We start from the raw sequence: 17,890 nt of genomic DNA on the forward strand, positions 1-17,890 counted from the left end.
TCCAGATGACATGGTTCCTGCCGTGGTGGCTCGAACGCATCCTGCTCGTCGTCGCAGGGGCCTGGTTCGTCAACCTCGTCAACTTCATGGACGGCATCGACTGGATGACCGTCGCGGAATTCGTTCCGATCACCGCGGGGCTCATCCTGCTCGGAGCCTTGGGCGCGCTGCCGCCCTACGGCATCATATGCGCGCTCGCGCTGCTCGGCGCCCTCCTCGGCTTCGCTCCCTACAATCGTCCGGTCGCTCGCCTGTTCCTCGGCGATGTCGGAAGCCTTCCGCTTGGTCTTGTCGGAGGATGGCTGCTCGCGCTTCTCGCCAACAAGGGCCATCTCGCGGCAGCGCTGCTGCTGCCACTATATTACCTGATGGATGCAACCATCACGCTGTTGCGTCGCCTCGCCGCCGGCGAGCGGGTCTGGCAGGCGCATCGCAGTCACTTCTATCAGCGCGCAACCGATCACGGTTTTACCGTCAGGCAGGTGGTGGCGCATGTGTTCGCGGTGAACATTGCGCTTGTCGGCCTTGCCGTACTTTGCGTGCGATTGAATACTCCGGTTGTCGAGTTCATCGCATTGGGTGCAGGTGTGGCGATCGTGAGCTGGCTGCTGTTACGGTTTTCACGGAAGCCTGCCTGATGCGGGTTCTGGTCACCGGCGCGAGTGGCTTCATCGGACGCGAATTGACTGGGACGCTCGCCGCGGCAGGCTTTCATGTGCGTGCCGCTGCCCGCAATCCAGCCCGTGTTCCCGCAGCGGAATTCGTTGAAGCGGTGCAGATGCCGGACCTTTCGCGCCCGGTGGACTGGCGCCCGTTCCTTGCCGATGTCGATGCGGTCGTGCATCTCGCAGGATTGGCGCGCGTCTCCGCCGAGATTCCCGAAGAGCAATATGATCGCCTCAATCGCGTTGCCACCAAAGAGCTTGCATTGCAGGCCTCGCTCGCCCCGAATGTCCGACGCCTCGTGTTCATGTCGTCCATTCGTGCGCAGATCGGCGTTGGAACCGATCACCTCGTGACTGAAGACGACGTGCCCGAGCCGATCGATGCCTATGGCCGCTCGAAGCTCGCAGCCGAAAGCTTTGTCCGCGGCTATGGGGTGCCCTACACGATCCTGCGGCCGGTGCTGACCTTCGGCCGGGAGCCGCGCGGCAATGTCGCGAAACTCGTTCGGCTGTCGTCGCTCCCCCTGCCATTGCCGCTTGGCGCGTTTCACAAAAAGCGGTCGCTGCTCGCGCTCGAAAACCTGCTCTCGGCAATCCGCTTCGTGCTGGAACGCCCGGCGACCGCGGGACAGGTCTATATCGTCGCAGATCCGCTCCCGATCTCGCTTGCCGAGATCATCGAGACGCTGCGCAGGGCCCGCGACCGTTCTCCGAAGCTTATTTCCATTCCGGAAGGCTGGGTTGGCGCTGCGATGCGTGGCCTCGGCCAGACCGAAGCATGGGACCGCATCCAGACTTCGTTCGTTGCGGACATCACGAAGCTTCGCGATGCCGGCTGGCATCCGGAAACAGATACGCGACTGGCGCTCGAGCGCCTCGCGCGGGGCGAGACTTAGGCCGCCTCGCCCTTGAAATCGGGAACGGCATCGCGGAGCACACGATAGATCGTCGAACGATCCTCGCGTGCGAGGCCCTGCTCCAGCGCCGCGAGCCAGGCCCGCATCGTTTCGATCGATGGCGAAAGCGGGCGCGCAGCGACGACGCCGGCAATGCCGATATCGACCGTTGGCTCCTCGCGTGCGAACAGGATTTCGTGCATCCGTTCGCCGGGACGCACACCGGTGAAGGTGATGTCGATGTCGCGCCCCGGCTCCAGTCCGGAGAGGCGAATGATGCGCTCCGCCAGATCGACGATCTTCACCGGCTGACCCATGTTGAGCACGTAGACCGCGACGTCCGACCGTTCGGGCCCGAGCGCGTGGGTCCCCGCGGTGACGACAAGATCGCACGCCTCGCGGATCGTCATGAAGTAGCGGACCATGTCGGGGTGGGTCACGGTCACCGGTCCGCCGGCCTCGATCTGTGCCTTGAACTTCGGCACCACCGACCCGTTGGAGGCCAGCACATTGCCGAAGCGCACCGCGATCAGCCGCATCGGCGTCGCATTGCTCTCGGCCTTGCGGGCGAATTGCTGATCGAGCGCCTGGCAATACATCTCCGCGAAGCGCTTGGTGGCGCCGAGCACCGAGACGGGTTCGATCGCCTTGTCGGTGGAGATCATGACCATCGCGGCGGCTCCCGCAGCCGCGGCGGCGTCGGCAACGTTCACCGAGCCGAACACGTTGGTCTTCACGCCCTCGCCCCAGTCCTGCTCGAGGAGAGGCACATGCTTGAGGGCCGCGGAGTGAAAGACGATGTCCGGCTTGAAGTCGGACATCAGCCGCATGATGCGGTCACGGTCGCGGATATCGGCAAGGCGGCCGGTGATCGCAGCGCTGGAATCCTTGCCGGCCAGCGTCTCCAGGACCGCATGGAGCGCCGGTTCCGAATTCTCGATCACAAGGAGGCGTGAAGCGCCGAAGGTGACGACGCGATCGCAAATCTCCGCGCCGATCGAACCGCCGCCGCCGGTGACAACGATCGCCCGGCCTTTGATGAAATTTTCCAGGCGCCGGTAATCGATCTTGACACTCGGGCGCAGCAGAAGGTCCTCGACATTGACCGGCGCGAGGTGCAACGCCTCGACGCTGTCATCGAGCGAGGGCAGGCGGCTTGTGGTCAGGCCGAGCCTGCGCGCGCGCATCAGCAGCGTGTCGGTTGCGATATCCGGTTCGAACGCGGACGGCGTGAGGACGATGCGCCGGACATCCTTCCCGCGCTGGGCCATTTCGGCGACGACGGTTTCCAGATCGTCGAAATTGCCCCGGACCTGAATGCCGCGGATCGACTGGCCGCGGTCCGCCGGCGACGGGGACAGAACGCCGACCGGCCAGGTCTTCTTGACGGCGCCGCTTTCAATGGCGCGGATCAGCACCTCGGCATCGGCGGCGCGGCCGAGGATCAGCGTCGGCGCTGAATCGTTGCGGATGGCGCGGTTGCGGGCGCGCGAATAGCGGAAATAGCGATAGGCAACCCGGGGGCCGCCCAGAAAGAACATCTGGAGCACCCAGTAGATCAGGATCGTTCCCTTGCCGAAGAAGAAGTCGCCGTAGACGTTCGGCGCTACCAGGATGTAGTCGGCGACGAGCAGTGTCAGCGCGATCACCGTGGCCGACCGGAAGATGTTCCAGAGATCGGGCAACGAGGCGAAGCGCCACTTGGCGTCGTCGAGGTGGAAGAAGTGGTAGACGAAGCCGGCATAGACCATGACCGCCGGCACGATCAGCCACAGCATGTCGACCCGGACCGAGAGCCGCTGCTCCTCGAAACGGATGTAGAAGGCAGCGATCAGGGCCGCGGCCGTAACCAGCAGATCGTGCAGCACGATCAGGGCCTTGCGGGTGGTCATGGGGCGCAGTTTGGGCATGGGGCGGCCGGTTCAGGTCAGCGATTGCATAGCGGCGTTTGCGGCACCGCGCCACCCTCCTGCCCGCCCGCTGGGGCGGGCGAAGCCAGAGCCGTGTCGAGGGTACGGATCACGTCCTCGACCGGCATCCGGTCGAGGCAGAGACTGTGGCTGCGCACATGCCGCAGGCAGCCTTCCAACCCGCAGGGCATGCAGGGCAGACGATTCTGCACGACGAAGACGTTGCCCTGCCGCTGCACGGTTCCGCGGGTGGCAAAAGGTCGCCCCGGGCCATTCACAGGCCAGGGCGCCCATCGCCGCGGATCGGTCGGCCCGAACAGCGCAACGGTCGGGCACCCGGTCGCTGCGGCGAGATGCGTGACCGAGGTATCCGGGCCGAGGAAGACGCGAGCCTGCGCGATCAGGCCGGCGAGTTGCGGCCATTTGAGCCGGCCATCGAGGCGGAGAATGTCCGTGCCCTCCCAGACCGCGTCGAGATAGGCGCGCTCCGCGGGCGCAGGGCCCCCTGTCGCGACGAGCGCGAGACCGGATGCAGAAAGATGCTGAGCGGCCGCGCGCCAGCCGTCCGTCCGCCATTGCTTGTAGCGGAAGAACGGGGCGGCATGCAGCACCGCATAGGGCTGCTCGGGTGCCTCCGGAACGGGCTGCGCAACCGGCGGCACCACCTCGGCCACCGGCGGAATGCCAATGAGTTCCGCGAGCGCGAGCGTCTCCTCGACCCGGTGCAGATCGTCGCGCATCGGCAGATGCCGGTGCAGCAGCATGCTCTTGATGCGGCCGATCAGGCGATCTTCGGCAACACCCACGCGCCTGCGGCCGGCCATGATCGCAAAGAACGATGGACGGTCCCCCGCCTGGGTCGTGATCGCGAGGTCGTAGCGGCGGAAAATCGCTCGCGCGAGCGCGATGCTGTCTGCTGTGGAGGGCCGTGACGGACAGGTGATCACGCCGTCGATATCGGGATTGCCTTCGAGAATCGACGCGGTGTCCGCAAAGACCAGCATGTCGATCCGCGCATCGGCATAGGCGCGGCGCAAGCTGCGGACCAAGGGCGTGGTCAGCAACACATCGCCGAGCCGCCGCAGCGCCACCACCAGGATGCGCGGCTGCGCCGGCAGATCGAGCCGCGCGGTCACGGGCGGACAGCGCCTCGAAACGCGGCGAGACGCGGCGCCGGTTCCCGGCAATCGGAAAGCGCGATCATGCCGGCTCCGGCGAAGCTTCGGCGGCCATCACGGAGAGACCGCGCAGCGCCGCGATGCGGCCACCGGCGATCACCTCATCGAGCTTCTGGTCGTTGTCGGGCAGCCACGAGCGATCCGCGGTCGGGTGCCACAGATGCAGGACCCCGGTCGCGAACACGCCATCCTTGCGGCGAATGCCGGCATGGAGGAGCCGCACCAGCAGGTCGGAGTCTTCCCTGCCCCATCCTTGATACGCGCAATCGAATCCATCGACCCGGTCGAGATCGCTTCGCCAGATCGCGAGATTGCAGGAGCGCGCGCCGCGCCATGCGCGGAAGCGCAGCTTGCGCAATGGTCCGAGCGGCAGCCGCATCAGCGGCATGGTGCGGTTGATCCCGCGGCGGCCGCGCTCGCGCGTCCAGTCGCGGTATGTCCAGTGTTCGGGATCGAGCTTCTCGCGCAGCACCGTCTGCGTCAGCGTCTCCGACATCAGGATGCGGTTGCCGGTCACGAACCAGCCGGGCTCGGCGAGCCGCCGATGGGTCGCGACAAAGCTCGGGCGGGCAATGCAATCGCCGTCCAGAAAAATGCAATAGCGCCCGCTGCTCGCAAGGATCGCACGATTACGGATTTCGGCCGCGCGAAAACCGTTATGCTCCTGCCAGACATGATGCAGCGGACGGCCGAGCCGTGTCTTCCAGTCGGCGATCAGCCTCGCGGTCGCTTCGCCCGAACCGTCGTCGGCGATGATGACTTCGAAATCGCGATCGCTCTGAACCGCAAGCGAACGCAACACCGCATCGAGCGCGTCTTCGCGGTTCCAGGTGGTGACGATCACCGAGATCAGGTCAGCCACGGTCGCGCCCTTTCAACCAGGCTTTCATGTAACGGTAATAGGTGCCTTCGGCATTGGCGACGGCGAGCAGGAAGCCTTCGCGGCCGTCGAGAAAGCCGAGCCGGATGAAATAGGTCTGGATGAAGGTCCACCAGCCGCGCACAAGCCCGGTGAAGAACGACACCCGCCGGCCGGAATTCACGATCATCTCGGCGCGCGCCGTCGAATAGCGGTCCATCCGCGACAGCGAATCCTCCAGCCGCAGCACGGGATGATGCGTCAGCGCCGCCTTCAGCCGGCCGACCGGGCCGTCGCAGACCACGCGCTCATGCACGAGATCATCGGAAAAGCGCGCCCGCCCGCGGCGAAACAGCCGCAGCACATAATCCGGATACCAGCCGGAATGCCGCATCGGCCGCCCGCAGAATGTAGACAACCGCGGCATCTCATAGGCTTCGAACAGACCCTCGGTGATCGCCGTCCTGATTTCCGCGGCAAGCTCCTCGCTGACGCGTTCGTCGGCATCGAGCGACAGCACCCAGTCCCCGGTGGCGAGCGACAGCGCGAGATTCTTCTGGTGACCGAAGCCGCGCCACTCCTTCGTGACCGTCACTTTGGCGCCGTTGGCTTCGGCGAGCCTCGCCGTGTCGTCGTCGCTGCCTCCATCCACAACGATGCGCTCGTCGCAGAAGGCAAGGCTGTCCAGACAGCCCTTGATGTTGTGCGCTTCGTTCTTGGCGATCACGATCGCGGACAGACGCAGGCTCATCGCGATGCATCCTCACGCCGGAAGCGGATGCGGTCACGCAGACGCCGCCTCGCATCACGGAACATCCGAAACGGGAGCGCGAGATAATATTTGCGGAAAATCTGCCAGCGTCCCAACAGGTCCATCGGCGGCGCCTGGTCGCGTGGCACATACCAGCCGTTCAGACCGCTGCGGCGAAACAGGGCATAGCCCGCGCGGGTCATGAAGCGGTGCTTCTCCAGATTGCTGACATGATCTTCAAGCAGGACCAGCCGCGGCTTCCAGCGCGCGAAATCGAATCCGCTCAGAACCTCAAGCTCGTGGCCTTCGACATCGACGGACATCAGATCGATCGGCGCGGCGGCACCTCCCTCTGCCAGCACCTCGTCCAGCGTCCGGACCTTGACGTCGATCGCACGGTCGGCGCGCAATCCTGTGACCGCGAGATTGGGATCGAAGGACGAAAACGGTCCAGCCACATGCAGCCGCATGGTTTGACCGGCCCGTTCCGGTGACGAGCAGGCCACTTCGAACACCTGCGCCTTGCGCTGACGGCGCAGTTCGGCCGCGAGTTCGGGCAGCGGCTCGATCAGGATGCCGGTCCAGCCCGCCTGTTCCAGATGCCACGATTGCGAATCCTTCTTCGGATCGTTGGCGCCGACTTCCACAAAAAAGCCCTGTGGCCGGTCGCGGAAGAATTCGCGCACGAGCGGGGCTTCGAACTCAGGCTTGAATACGGCGGGCAAGGCGCACTCCATCCGGCGGCGTCAGGTTTTCGCCGTCGAGCGCGAGCGTTTGACGATGTCGGTCGTCGAATGTCCGGGCAGGAGATCGACCAGCAACACCTCGCCGCCATAGCTTTCCACGATATCGTGGCCGACCACCTGCTCGCGGGTGTAATCGGCGCCTTTGACGAGCACGCTCGGCCGGACGCGCGAGATCAGTTCGCGCGGGGTATCGTCTTCGAACACCACGACGAGGTTGACCGCTTCCAGCGCCGCCAGCACCTCGGCACGGGCCTGCACCTTCTGCACCGGACGCTCCGGCCCCTTCAGCCGCGCGACTGAAGCGTCGCTATTGAGCCCGACGACCAGCCGGTCGCAGGCGGCACGTGACTGCGCCATCAGCTTGACGTGGCCCGGATGCAGAATGTCGAAACAGCCGTTGGTGAAGCCGATACGCAAGCCCTGCTTGCGCCACACATCGAGCCGCGCATCGAGGTCCTGCCAGTCGAACAGGATCTTGTCTTCGGCCGCGAGCGTCGCGGACGGCAGAATCCGGTGGCGCAATTCCCCGATGGAAACCGTCGCTGTGCCCCGCTTGCCCACGACCACGGCGGCCGCGGCATTTGCAGCCCGCATGGCCGACTCATAATCCGCATGGAGCCCAAGCATTGCGGCGAGCACCGCAACAACGGTGTCGCCTGCGCCGGAGACATCGCTGATCTTCACCGCATAAGCGGGAACATGGACCGGTGCGCCATCGCGGGTCACGAGCGTCATGCCCTCGTCGCTGCGGGTGACGAGGAGCGCATCGCAATCGAGCGTGCGCCGCAAGTCCTCTGCCGCGGCGGCGACATCGTCATCGCCGCGGGCCTCGCGCCGCACCGCTTCCGCCAGCTCCTTGCGGTTGGGCGTCACCATGGTCGCGCCGCGATAGACGCTGTAGTCCGTGCCCTTCGGATCGACGATGACCGGCTTGCCGGCGGCGACCGCCGCTTCGATCAGACCGCGGATCACGCCCGGCGTCAGCACACCCTTGGCGTAATCCGACAGCACCAGCGCATCCACCTTCGGGAGCGCGGCAAGGGCCGTATCGAGCAGCGCCCTTTCAGCCTTGGCATCGGCCGGGCGCGCCTCCTCCCAATCGGCCCGCAGGAGATGCGTCGCATAATGTTCCGAGACGAAACGCACCTTGCGCGTGGTGGGACGCGCGCCATCGACGACCAGCGATGCGACGATCCGCGGCTCGGCCGCGAGCGCGGCCTTCAACGTGCGCCCGGCTTCGTCTTCGCCGACAAGACCAACGAAGATGCAGGTCGCTCCAAGGCTCGCGATGTTGCGCGCGACATTGCCGGCGCCGCCGATCACCATTTCACTGCGCTTGACCGCGATCACCGGCGCCGGCGCCTCCGGCGAAATGCGTGCGACCTCGCCATAGACGAAATCGTCCAGCATGAGGTCGCCGACGCACAACACGGTGACCCCGGACAACCGCGACAGGCTCTGGTCGAAATCGAACATCAGCGATACCGGTCCTCGCGATCGAGATAGTGCGAGACGTAGCGCGTCACCGCATCTTCGAGCGGCGTGAAGCCGGCATTATAGCCCGCCGCGCGCAGACGGCCGATCTCGCTTTGCGTGAAATACTGGTACTGCCCGCGGATTGATTCTGGCATGTCGATATATTCGATTTTCGGCGCGCGGTTGAGGGCCGCGAACATCGCCTCGATCATTTCGCGGAAGCTGCGGGCCTGCCCGGTTCCGACATTGAAAAGCCCGGAGACCCGCGGGCTTTCGAGGAGCCAGCGCACGACGGCAACGACGTCCTCGACGTAGATGAAGTCACGGCGCTGGTCGCCGTCTGCAATCCCGGCCCTGTGCGACTTGAAAAGCTTGACGGTCTTCCCGGCCTTCGCCTCGTCGAAGATCCGGGCCAGCACGCTCGCCATCTTGCCCTTGTGATATTCGTTCGGGCCGAAGACGTTGAAAAATTTCAGGCCCGCCCATTGCGGCGGCAGTTTGTCGCCGCGCAACTTGCGCGCGATCAGGGCCTGGTCGAACAGATGTTTGCTCCACCCATAAAGGTTCATCGGCCGCAACAATCGCAGACGCTCTGGCCGATCATCGTCAGAGAATCCGTGCTCTCCATTGCCGTAGGTCGCCGCCGATGAGGCATAGATGAACGGAGTCCGCGTCTGCGTGCACCAGTCCAGCAGCTGGAGCGACAGCCGGAAATTGGTCTGCATCACCACATCCCCATCCGAAGCGGTGGTGTCGGAGATCGCGCCCATATGGATCACGGCGTCGAGCTTGCGGCCGTCCAGCCAGGCGCTCAGCTCGTGCGGTTGCACGAAGTCCGCGATCTGCCGCTTGGCCAGATTATGCCAGCGCCCGTCGGTGCCGAGGCTGTCATTGACCACGATATCAGTGCGGCCGGCCTCATTGAGGCTCGCAACGATATTCGACCCGATAAAACCGGCCCCGCCGGTCACCAAAAGCATCTGTGATGCGCTCCCGCCGTCCCGGCTCTCGGCCGTTCCTTTGCCTCAGCCGGCGAAAGCGCGCAACTTGGGTCGCCTCCCGGGCTCCCGGCTCGTGCCGGGCCCCAATGGCGCGCATGAACCCGGATTTGCGAAAATCGCACGGTTTAGCGTCCGTCAGTGTAGCGCTTTCGGCGATTTTCCGTGCTAACGGGTGCAAGGACCCGCCGACGCAGAAACCGCATTTCAGTCCAGCGAACAAATGAGTTCGGATTCAGAATATCCGGCAAAACACGGCGACGCCGATCGGCCGGACAACCCGATTCTGATCGTCCCCTATATGTGGATCGGCGATTTCGTGCGGGTGCATTCGGCCATCCGGATCCTCAAGCAGCGCTGGCCGAATCGGCCGATTGATCTTCTGACCAGCAGCCTCTGCGCACCCATCCTGGATTACCTGCCGGGCGTGCGGAGAGGCATCGTGGCCGACCTTCCGCGGCGCCGATTGCCGTTCTCGCAATATGCGGCGCTCGGGCGGCGGCTGGCCGAGGAACGTTACGGCACCGCCCTGATCATGCCGCGCACCTGGAAGGCGGCGCTCGCCCCCTTCCTCGCAGGTGTCCCGCAACGGACTGGTTTTGCAGGGGAATTTCGGTTCCTGCTGGTCAATGACATGCGCTTTGGCGAGCGAAAACTCGAGCGCATGATCGACTGCTTTATCGCCCTGGCCCTGCCCAAGAACGCAGCCCTGCCAGAGACTTATCCACTGCCCCAGATCATTGTCCCCCGCAGTGAGTTGGATAAGTGGTTGGCCGACAAGGGCTTGCGGGGCTCGGGCCGCGCAGTCGTCGCCCTCGCGCCGGGAGCCGTCGGCCCCGGCAAGGCGTGGCCGGCACAGAATTACGCAGAACTCGCCCGGCAACTGGCCGCACACGGCGCCGAAGTGTGGGTCCTCGGCGGACCGGCGGAGAAGACTATCGCCGCTCAAATCGTCCAGGCGGGAGGCGCAAGTGTCTGCGATCTCACGGGAAATGACCTCCGCAACGCGATCGTCGCACTTGCCGCCGCCGATCTCGCGGTGACCAACGATTCCGGGCTGATGCACATTTCCGCCGCCATTGGTACGCCGACCATTGCGATCTTCGGCCCAACGTCTCCGCGTCTCTGGGCTCCTCTGAACCCGCTCTCGGCGATCATCGAGCCGCCGGGGCACTTCGCCAACATCAAGGACCGCAGCACCGCCGGCGTCACCGTTGACCGGGTGCTGGCGGCGGTGCGCCAGACCCTGCCCCATCATTTTGCCGGCGCGAACCCGGGTTGATGGCGCCGCGAGGGTGCCCCTCTGGTATCGCGCGGGCGCACGGATAGGATGGCCACGACATGAGTGCAGAGCCCCGGCCAGAGCAATGACAGACCGAAAGCCCGCGGCCTTCCTCGATCGGGACGGCGTTATCAATCGCGACGACGGTTACATCGGCACCGTCGAGCGCTTCCGGTTCATCGACGGAGCCCCCGATGCCGTGCGCCGGCTTAACGAAGCCGGGTACCACGTCTTCATCATCTCGAACCAATCGGGCGTGGCACGCGGCATGTTCACGGAAGAAGACGTGGTGCGCCTGCACGAATACATGCGTGGCGAGCTTGCGCGTTCGGGCGCCCATATCGATGACATCCGCTTCTGTCCGTTTCACCCGGATGCGCCTCTCCCCACCTACAGGATCGATTCGGACTGGCGCAAACCCAAGCCCGGCATGCTGCTCGATCTGATGGATGCGTGGCCGGTGGAGAAGACCGGCAGCTTTCTGATCGGCGACAAGGAGAGCGATCTGCGCGCGGCGCAGGCGGTCGGCATTGACGGCTACTTGTATGCCGGCGGCAATCTCGATGCGTTTGTCGCCCAGGTGCTCGACGGAGCGGCTTAAACGACGGGCGCGGAAAAGTCCGGCAAGCGCGCTCCGCTGCGTCATCGTTGATCGCGAGGACAACCGGATGCCGAAGATCGATCTATCCGCCGTTTCGAAACGCAAGGGTTCGGGTTACCCGGCCCCGTTCGCCGCGCCTTGTGCCGAGCGCGTGCGGCAACGTCTCGGCGATGCCGGGGGACTGACCGATTTCGGTGTGAACCTGACGCGCCTGCCGCCGGGAGGCTGGTCGAGCCAGCGGCACTGGCATTCGCACGAAGACGAATTCGTCTATCTCATCGAAGGCGAGCTGACGCTGATCGAGGATGACGGCGAAACCGTGCTCAGAGCCGGCGATTGCGCGGCCTTTCCGAAGGGTACGGGCAACGGCCATCACCTCGTCAACAGATCGGGCACGACCGCGACCTATCTCGAAATCGGTTCGCGCCAACCCGAAGACCTCACCACCTGCTCCGACATCGACATGAAAAGCGCAAACAGCGACGGCAGGTTCGTGCACAAGGACGGCACGCCCTATCTGTAAGACGACTTTGTAAACTCACCAGCCCTCTGACAGGGCCGGAACTCAACAAGCGGGCATTATCCTTGCGCATACATGGCGGCGCGACACCCATCGTCAATGCTGCGAAACTCCGAGCGCTTGCGGCACTGCTTGCCGCGGCTCTTGCGATCGTCGCCTTTAACACGCCGCCTGCCGCCCATGCACAGCCGGCACTTACGGCACCGCAGCAGGACGCGCTGAACCGGTACAACCAGGCGCTCGCCGACTTCAAGGCTGTCCTCAGCCAGCGGCGCGCGCAGATCACAAAGAAGGAGCCGCTGCCGAACCTGCCGGGCCAAGCGCTTTATCGCGCCCGCAATGCCCTGATGAGCGCATACAAGGATCTCACCGATGCGATACCGGCAAGGATCGGCCGGCCGAACAAGTTCAGGATCCCGCCCGCCTATTTCGATGCCGACAACGAGCCGCTGATCGACGAGTATCTCTCGCTGTTCGCCATCATGCAGGCGCCGCCCGCGGGCGCACAACACTCGGCGACGCCTTTCAGGGATGTTGTCGATCTCGGAACCGCCATTGCCCGCGCGCGTGGCCTCGACGAAGCTACTGCCAACATCGCCGGCCGCATCAGCCTCGGCATTTTCTTCGCCGAGACCAATGGCGCTCAGAACATCGGCAATGCACGGTCTAACAAATACAAGGGGAGCTTCCAGACCGGCGTTTCGGAAAGCCAAAGGGGTCAACGGAAATGGGCCGCGATCAAGCCGCAGATCACGGCCTTCGATCCGGCGCTGGCCGCGCGCGACGACATGGAAGAAGCGCGGGTCGGCAAGATCGACCGCCGGTACAATCACTGGATCAATGTGCGCAACGCGCTGATGAATGCGCACGCCGAAACGTTCGACTATATCCCGACAGTCGTGGCGCAATTTCCGGATCCGGTCGATCAATTGAAGCTGTTCGAGCTGATCCAGATCGTTCCCGCGCCGACAAAGTCGGCGATCAAATCCGGCAACATCGCCGCATACCGGGTTTCAGATCCGCAGATCATGTTCTACCTGCGCAACAACTCCATGTTCAATTACGGGCAGGCCGACAGGGCGAAAACCTCGGCGACCTATCGCGAAATTCTCGATGCGATGTGGCTGTTCAACGAGAAGTTCGAGCGCGCCTTGTCCAAATACGATGAGATAAAGTCGCAGAAGAATTAACCGCGCGCGACCGGCCGTCCTGCGCATTGACGAGCGCAGATGACGGGGCGCCCGCCACCCGTCAGGCCACCCCCTCGCCTTTGAACGCCTTGGCCGCGCATGTGTGACCCGCGCATGCCGCAAGTAGCTTTGCGGCCCTCGTTTCGTTATAGCCGGAGCGGCGAAGTCTCTGCGGACACATTGGCGGGAGCAATCATCTTGCGCATACTCATCATGGGATCCGGCGGCGTCGGCGGCCTGTTCGGCGCTCGATTGGCCAAGGGCGGCGCCGATGTCACGTTCGTTGCGCGCGGCGCTCATCTCGAAGCGATGCGCAGGAACGGGTTGCAGATCGATGGCGGCAGCGAACCGATCGCGCTTGCGAAGGTCAACGCGGTCTCCGATCCGGCGGAGGCCGGCCGCGTCGACATGATCCTGTTCGCGGTGAAGCTGTGGGACACCGAAAGCGCCGCGCGCACGCTTGTGCCGTGTATCGGGCCGGAGACAGGCCTGATCTCGTTTCAGAACGGCGTGCAAAAGGACGACATGCTGCGCCCGATCGTCGGCGACGGCGCTTTGGTCGGCGGCGTGAGTTATGTGTCGGCCGCCATCACGGCGCCGGGCGTGATCACGCAGACCGGAACCATGCAAGGGCTCGCCTTCGGTGAGTTCGACGGCAGACAGTCACGGCGCGTCGAGGATTTCCATCGCGCCTGCGTGGCGGGCGGGATCGCCGCAAACATCAGCGACGATATCAATCTGGTGATCTGGCAGAAATTCGTGTTTCTCGCCTCGGTCGCGGGCGCGACGACATCGATGCGCGCGACAATCGGCGAGATCCGCGAGAACGCACTGACGCGGCAATTCCTGCTCGACCTGATGAAGGAGATCGTTGCTGTCGGCCGCGCGCGCGGCGTAGCACTCGCGACCGATTTCGCCGAGAAGCAGATCAAGTTTGCTGACACCTTGCCGCACGGCATGATCGCGTCGATGTATCACGACCTGCAATCCGGCAAGCCGCTGGAACTGCCCTGGCTGAATGGGGGCGTCGTCGATCTCGGCACACAGGCCGGTGTGCCGACGCCGCTCAATCGGGCGGTGCGCGATATCCTGATCCTGCATGCCAAGGGGAAGGCGACGTAGCTGTCTTTGCTCGCGCAATCTCTCTGTCATGCCCCGCGCAAGCGGGGCATCCAGTACATCTGCGCGTTGATGCGTGTCTGGATCGCCCGCTTTCGCGGGCGATGACGATGCAGCTCCCCGGCCGGTGCAGCGTGAACGCTACTCCGCCTTGCGCCAGCCGCCGGGCGCGTAGGCCTTGCGCACCACTTCGACATAGGGCGACGGGCTGACGACAGCGCGCATCACCGTCTGCATATGGCGTTCGACCGTGGGTTTCCGCGAGCCGCCATCGGCCTCGCCCCACAGGAACATCACCTCGGTGCCGTACTCGGCATATTCCTCATCGATCACCGCGAGCGTGAGCATCTTGCCCTCGTTCGACGAATAACCGATCCAGGTCGAGAGGCCGACGGTCTTGCCGTCGACCATCACGCGGTCGAACGGGTGCATGCAATAGACCGCCGACGGCCAGTCCATGAACTTGGCGCGATTGTGCTTCTGGAACTGGGTGCCGAGCACGCGCGTCACATCTTCGTTTTCCAGCGCGAGAGTCACCTTCTTGCGGTGCGGCTCCTTGGCCTTTTTCTCCAGCGCCTCACGGCCGATGAAGTCATGGTCGAACTTCATGAAGCCGCCATAGGCCATGTCCCAGGGCGTGAAGTAATAATCCTCGATGTTGTCGGAATCGAAGCTGCCGCCGATCGAGGCGTTGGCTTCATAGCCGCTGGCCGGCAGCCATTGACGATAGGCCTTGGTGCTTTCGCCGGTATAGATCGCGGGCAAGGGTGACGGAATCCAGCCGGACTCCAGCGCATTCGATGAATAGGCGCGTCCACCCACGAGACGCATGCCATAATCCTCGCCGGCCTTGATCAGCGCCTGGCGCACCTCCTCGCCCTCTTCCCATGGACCGAACAATTCCCATCCCGGCTGGCCGGCCATGCCATGACGCAAGGCGCGCACTTTCCTTCCCGCGATGGTGAGTTCGGTCATGTTGAAGAACTTGAGTTCCTCCGGCTTCTTGCCGATCGCCTTCTCGATGACCTTCATCGCGTTGGGGCCTTGCACCTGGAAGCGATAGGACTTGCGCTTGCCGTCGGTACGCAGGGCCGAGCGCTGATCGAGCTCGACCTTCACGTCGTATTTGCCGGTCGCGGCATGGAACATGATCCAGTTCAGCGCAGGCGCGCGACCGACGAGATTGAATTTGTTCTCGGCGAGATAGAACAGGATCACGTCGCCGATCACATAGCCCTCGGGCGTCACCGGCACGAATTGCTTGGCCTTGTTCGGTTCGAAGCCCTTGTAGCTGTTCATCGACAGATATGAGAGCAGCTTCAGCGCATCGGGTCCTTCGACCGCAAGATCCGCCATATGATAGGATTGATTGAAGAGAACGCAGGTGTTCTGCCAGGCCTGCTGCTCGTCACGCCAGTTGGTGTATTCCGCCGGCACACCGGGATAAACGTTCGGACCGGTCTGCTGATTGCGCAACAGCTCGACCGGATTCTTCACGCTCTGCAATACGTCTTCCAGAGTCTTGGCAGCCATCCGACTTCTCCCTCAGCAGCGCAATGCGCAGCCATTGTCCCGAATGCGGCGTTTGCGCCGTCGTTCATTGTCCGGGACTTCAATGGTCCAAGCCGGAAGCCAATGCAACTTTGGGCTTTGGCCCACACGACCCAGTCGCATGGTGCGCAATAACCGGGAGCTGGGCGTGTCGCGTGGGCTGTTCTGCAGTCGCAGGCGGCGTTTGATCGTATCGCCGTGCTGGGTATCAGGCGGCGAGCGGTGGAGATGCTTCTGCTGAAGCGTCCTCGCAGAAGAACACCATCGTCTCGAACACGTAGCCGCAATCCCGGCAATTCCAGAGGTGGCGTACCTGCCGCTGGTTGACCGGCTCCGACCAGACCGGCCGGCTCAGACGCGTACCGCATTGCGCGCAAGGCAAGGCGCCGAATGTCGACAGATTCAGGGCCGAACGCTCTGTCATCCTCTCCTCCATTTTTTGTTGTCGTTGCTGGTAGAGCGTTAGCCAGCGCGCTTGTCATTTTTGTGAAGACATCGTCACCAATGCGTGACTTGGTTTGCGCAATGCAGCAGCGATCGTTCGGTTTCGAATCAATTTCGCTGCGTTTGTTCGCGCGTGCGCAGCGCAACGCGGCGCTGGGCCAGCGCGAGGCTATGGCGACTGCAGGCTGTCTGCAGGCGCCGGCGCAAGCTCGCGGCCGAGAACCCTCCGATAGACCGCGACATATTTTTCCGCCTCGGCCTCGACGCTGAAATGCGCCGCAACATAATCGCGCGCGCGCTGGCCCATGGCGGCGGCGCGCGCCGGATCGCGCATCAGCCCTTCCAGCGCAGCCGCCAGGGCATTGGCGTCGCCCGGCGGAACAAGGAGTGCGATCTGGCCGCCGGTGACCACCGCTTCGGCGGCGCCGGCGCGGGCGGCGATCAGCGCATTGCCGGACGCCATCGCTTCCAGCAGCGTCAGGCCGAAGCCCTCATTTCGGGAGGTGAAGGCGTAGATCAAGACCCGGCGGAACCACAGCGGCACCTCGTCGATCGGCCGCTCGCCAAGAAACCGCACGCGGTCGGCGATCCCGGCTTCCGCGACGCGCTGTTTCAGCCCCGCCTCGAAGGCGGCATCGTCCACAGCGCCAACCACGACCGCGCTGAAATCCGGATAGCGCGGCAGCACCCGCGACACCGCCTCGATGAAAACGTCGGTGCCCTTCTGATGCCGCACGCGGCCGAAACAGCCGATCGCGTATTTGCCCGGCAGGCCGCTGATCGCAAATTCCGCCTCGCGGCTGGTCGGCGGGCGATAGCGCTGCGTATCGACGCCATGCAGGATCACCTCGGCCGGAACATGGAGATAGGACGCGGCCGCGTCGCTCGCGGCGATGACCGCGTCCATCCGCGACACCAGAAAACGCGTGATCCAGGTGTGGTGACGCTGCGCCGCGGAGGTGAAGACCAGCTTCAGCGGCCAGCCCAGCCATTTGAGCAAGAGGCCGAGCATCATCTCGTTGTTGCGGCGGGCGTGCCAGACGACCCGGCGCCGTCCCTTGAACGGCAGCGCCAGAACCTCGGACAGCCGCATGGTCGCGATGCCGTCGGGGGCATCCGGTCCGAACCACCGCGTATTCGCAAGCCGCGCGATGCGGGGCGCGATCATGCGGTTGGTGGCGGTGACACCGGTATAGTTCCAGTGCAGGTTCGGGATGATGACGTCGAGATCGGTCAAGGCGGGACCTGAGCGGCGGGGAAGCTGCCCCTTATTACTCATTTTTCATGGCTGTCGCCTATGGTGCCGCCAGATGTTTTGCGGAGCCTCCCGTCCATGACCGTGCTCGTCACCGGCGGCGCCGGCTATATCGGCAGCCACATGGTTTACGAATTGCTCGACGCGGGCGAGCAGCCGGTGGTGCTCGACAACCTGTCCACGGGCTTTCGTTGGGCGCTTCCGGACAGCGTGCCGCTCTACGAGGGCGATACCGGCGACGAGGCGCTGGCGCGCCAGATCATCGCCCGACACGGCATCGATGCGATCATCCATTTCGCCGCTTCGATCGTGGTGCCGGATTCGGTCGCCGATCCGCTCGGCTATTACCGGAACAACACCGCCAATTCGCGAACCCTGATCGAGGCCGCGGTGAAGGGCGGCGTGAAGCATTTCATCTTCTCGTCCACCGCCGCGGTCTATGGCAATCC

General features: G+C 64.2%; 17 protein-coding genes and 1 pseudogene. 8 read left to right on the plus strand and 10 right to left on the minus strand.

What is annotated here, in order from left to right; genetic code table 11:
* Positions 1 to 638: pseudogene (locus tag VN004_RS08555) on the plus strand (glycosyl transferase); the annotation flags it as partial.
* Positions 638 to 1,561 (plus strand): NAD-dependent epimerase/dehydratase family protein, encoded by a 924-nt coding sequence (locus VN004_RS08560; RefSeq protein WP_325608940.1) that lies wholly within the window; start codon positions 638 to 640, stop codon positions 1,559 to 1,561. The pseudogene VN004_RS08555 and the gene VN004_RS08560, both read left to right, overlap by 1 nt.
* Here VN004_RS08560 and VN004_RS08565 read toward each other — a convergent pair.
* From VN004_RS08565 to rfaD, 7 genes are all read right to left on the minus strand, one after another.
* Complete coding sequence (locus tag VN004_RS08565) at positions 1,558 to 3,471, minus strand: nucleoside-diphosphate sugar epimerase/dehydratase (RefSeq protein ID WP_325608941.1); 1,914 nt, start codon at positions 3,469 to 3,471, stop codon at positions 1,558 to 1,560. The two genes, VN004_RS08560 and VN004_RS08565, sit on opposite strands and share 4 nt — an antisense overlap.
* A 17-nt stretch (positions 3,472 to 3,488) precedes the next feature.
* Positions 3,489 to 4,607, minus strand: a complete 1,119-nt coding sequence (locus VN004_RS08570; protein ID WP_325608943.1) for a glycosyltransferase family 9 protein — start codon at positions 4,605 to 4,607, stop codon at positions 3,489 to 3,491.
* A 64-nt stretch (positions 4,608 to 4,671) separates the two neighbouring features.
* Positions 4,672 to 5,511 carry a glycosyltransferase family 2 protein gene (locus VN004_RS08575; RefSeq protein WP_325608945.1) on the minus strand — a complete coding sequence of 280 codons (840 nt, stop codon included), beginning with the start codon at positions 5,509 to 5,511 and terminating at the stop codon, positions 4,672 to 4,674.
* On the minus strand, positions 5,504 to 6,259 hold the full coding sequence (locus VN004_RS08580) for a glycosyltransferase family 2 protein (protein WP_325608947.1): 756 nt from the start codon (positions 6,257 to 6,259) through the stop codon (positions 5,504 to 5,506). Before VN004_RS08580 ends, VN004_RS08575 begins: the two co-directional genes overlap by 8 nt.
* Positions 6,256 to 6,984 carry an FkbM family methyltransferase gene (locus VN004_RS08585; protein ID WP_325608949.1) on the minus strand — a complete coding sequence of 243 codons (729 nt, stop codon included), beginning with the start codon at positions 6,982 to 6,984 and terminating at the stop codon, positions 6,256 to 6,258. Before VN004_RS08585 ends, VN004_RS08580 begins: the two co-directional genes overlap by 4 nt.
* A 21-nt stretch (positions 6,985 to 7,005) precedes the next feature.
* Positions 7,006 to 8,481, minus strand: coding sequence for a D-glycero-beta-D-manno-heptose-7-phosphate kinase (gene rfaE1 / locus VN004_RS08590; protein ID WP_325608952.1), 1,476 nt, complete (start codon positions 8,479 to 8,481; stop codon positions 7,006 to 7,008).
* Positions 8,481 to 9,461: an ADP-glyceromanno-heptose 6-epimerase gene (gene rfaD, locus VN004_RS08595; protein WP_325608954.1), complete on the minus strand. Its 981-nt coding sequence runs from the start codon at positions 9,459 to 9,461 to the stop codon at positions 8,481 to 8,483. The genes rfaE1 and rfaD overlap by 1 nt, the downstream gene beginning before the upstream one ends.
* A gap of 241 nt (positions 9,462 to 9,702) precedes the next feature.
* Between rfaD and waaF the strand changes: the two genes are divergently transcribed.
* The 5 genes from waaF (at position 9,703) to VN004_RS08620 (ending at position 14,194) form a co-directional block, all read left to right on the plus strand.
* The gene (waaF, locus tag VN004_RS08600; RefSeq protein WP_325608956.1) at positions 9,703 to 10,761 is read left to right on the plus strand and encodes a lipopolysaccharide heptosyltransferase II; all 1,059 of its coding nucleotides are present in this window, start codon (positions 9,703 to 9,705) and stop codon (positions 10,759 to 10,761) included.
* Positions 10,762 to 10,846: 85 nt separating this feature from the next.
* Positions 10,847 to 11,362, plus strand: a complete 516-nt coding sequence (locus VN004_RS08605) for an HAD family hydrolase (protein WP_325608958.1) — start codon at positions 10,847 to 10,849, stop codon at positions 11,360 to 11,362.
* Between the two features lie 67 nt (positions 11,363 to 11,429).
* Complete coding sequence (locus tag VN004_RS08610; protein WP_325608960.1) at positions 11,430 to 11,885, plus strand: cupin domain-containing protein; 456 nt, start codon at positions 11,430 to 11,432, stop codon at positions 11,883 to 11,885.
* A gap of 68 nt (positions 11,886 to 11,953) precedes the next feature.
* Positions 11,954 to 13,072, plus strand: a complete 1,119-nt coding sequence (locus tag VN004_RS08615; RefSeq protein WP_414710251.1) for a hypothetical protein — start codon at positions 11,954 to 11,956, stop codon at positions 13,070 to 13,072.
* A 198-nt stretch (positions 13,073 to 13,270) separates the two neighbouring features.
* Complete coding sequence (locus tag VN004_RS08620; RefSeq protein ID WP_325608962.1) at positions 13,271 to 14,194, plus strand: 2-dehydropantoate 2-reductase; 924 nt, start codon at positions 13,271 to 13,273, stop codon at positions 14,192 to 14,194.
* Positions 14,195 to 14,332: 138 nt separating this feature from the next.
* Here VN004_RS08620 and desA read toward each other — a convergent pair whose 3' ends face one another.
* The 3 genes from desA to VN004_RS08635 all read right to left on the minus strand — a co-directional run bounded on the left by desA (position 14,333) and on the right by VN004_RS08635 (position 17,465).
* On the minus strand, positions 14,333 to 15,724 hold the full coding sequence (desA, locus tag VN004_RS08625) for a syringate O-demethylase (protein ID WP_325608964.1): 1,392 nt from the start codon (positions 15,722 to 15,724) through the stop codon (positions 14,333 to 14,335).
* A 226-nt stretch (positions 15,725 to 15,950) separates the two neighbouring features.
* On the minus strand, positions 15,951 to 16,166 hold the full coding sequence (locus VN004_RS08630; RefSeq protein ID WP_325608966.1) for a hypothetical protein: 216 nt from the start codon (positions 16,164 to 16,166) through the stop codon (positions 15,951 to 15,953).
* A gap of 189 nt (positions 16,167 to 16,355) precedes the next feature.
* Positions 16,356 to 17,465 carry a glycosyltransferase family 4 protein gene (locus VN004_RS08635; RefSeq protein ID WP_325608968.1) on the minus strand — a complete coding sequence of 370 codons (1,110 nt, stop codon included), beginning with the start codon at positions 17,463 to 17,465 and terminating at the stop codon, positions 16,356 to 16,358.
* Positions 17,466 to 17,519: 54 nt separating this feature from the next.
* On the opposite strand from VN004_RS08635, the gene VN004_RS08640 reads away from it, so the two are divergent.
* Positions 17,520 to 17,890 (plus strand): NAD-dependent epimerase/dehydratase family protein (locus VN004_RS08640; protein WP_325608970.1); only part of this gene is annotated, 371 nt, incomplete at its 3' end.

The organism is Pseudorhodoplanes sp. (genome assembly GCF_035565855.1).
Taxonomy (GTDB): Bacteria; Pseudomonadota; Alphaproteobacteria; order Rhizobiales; family Xanthobacteraceae; genus Pseudorhodoplanes.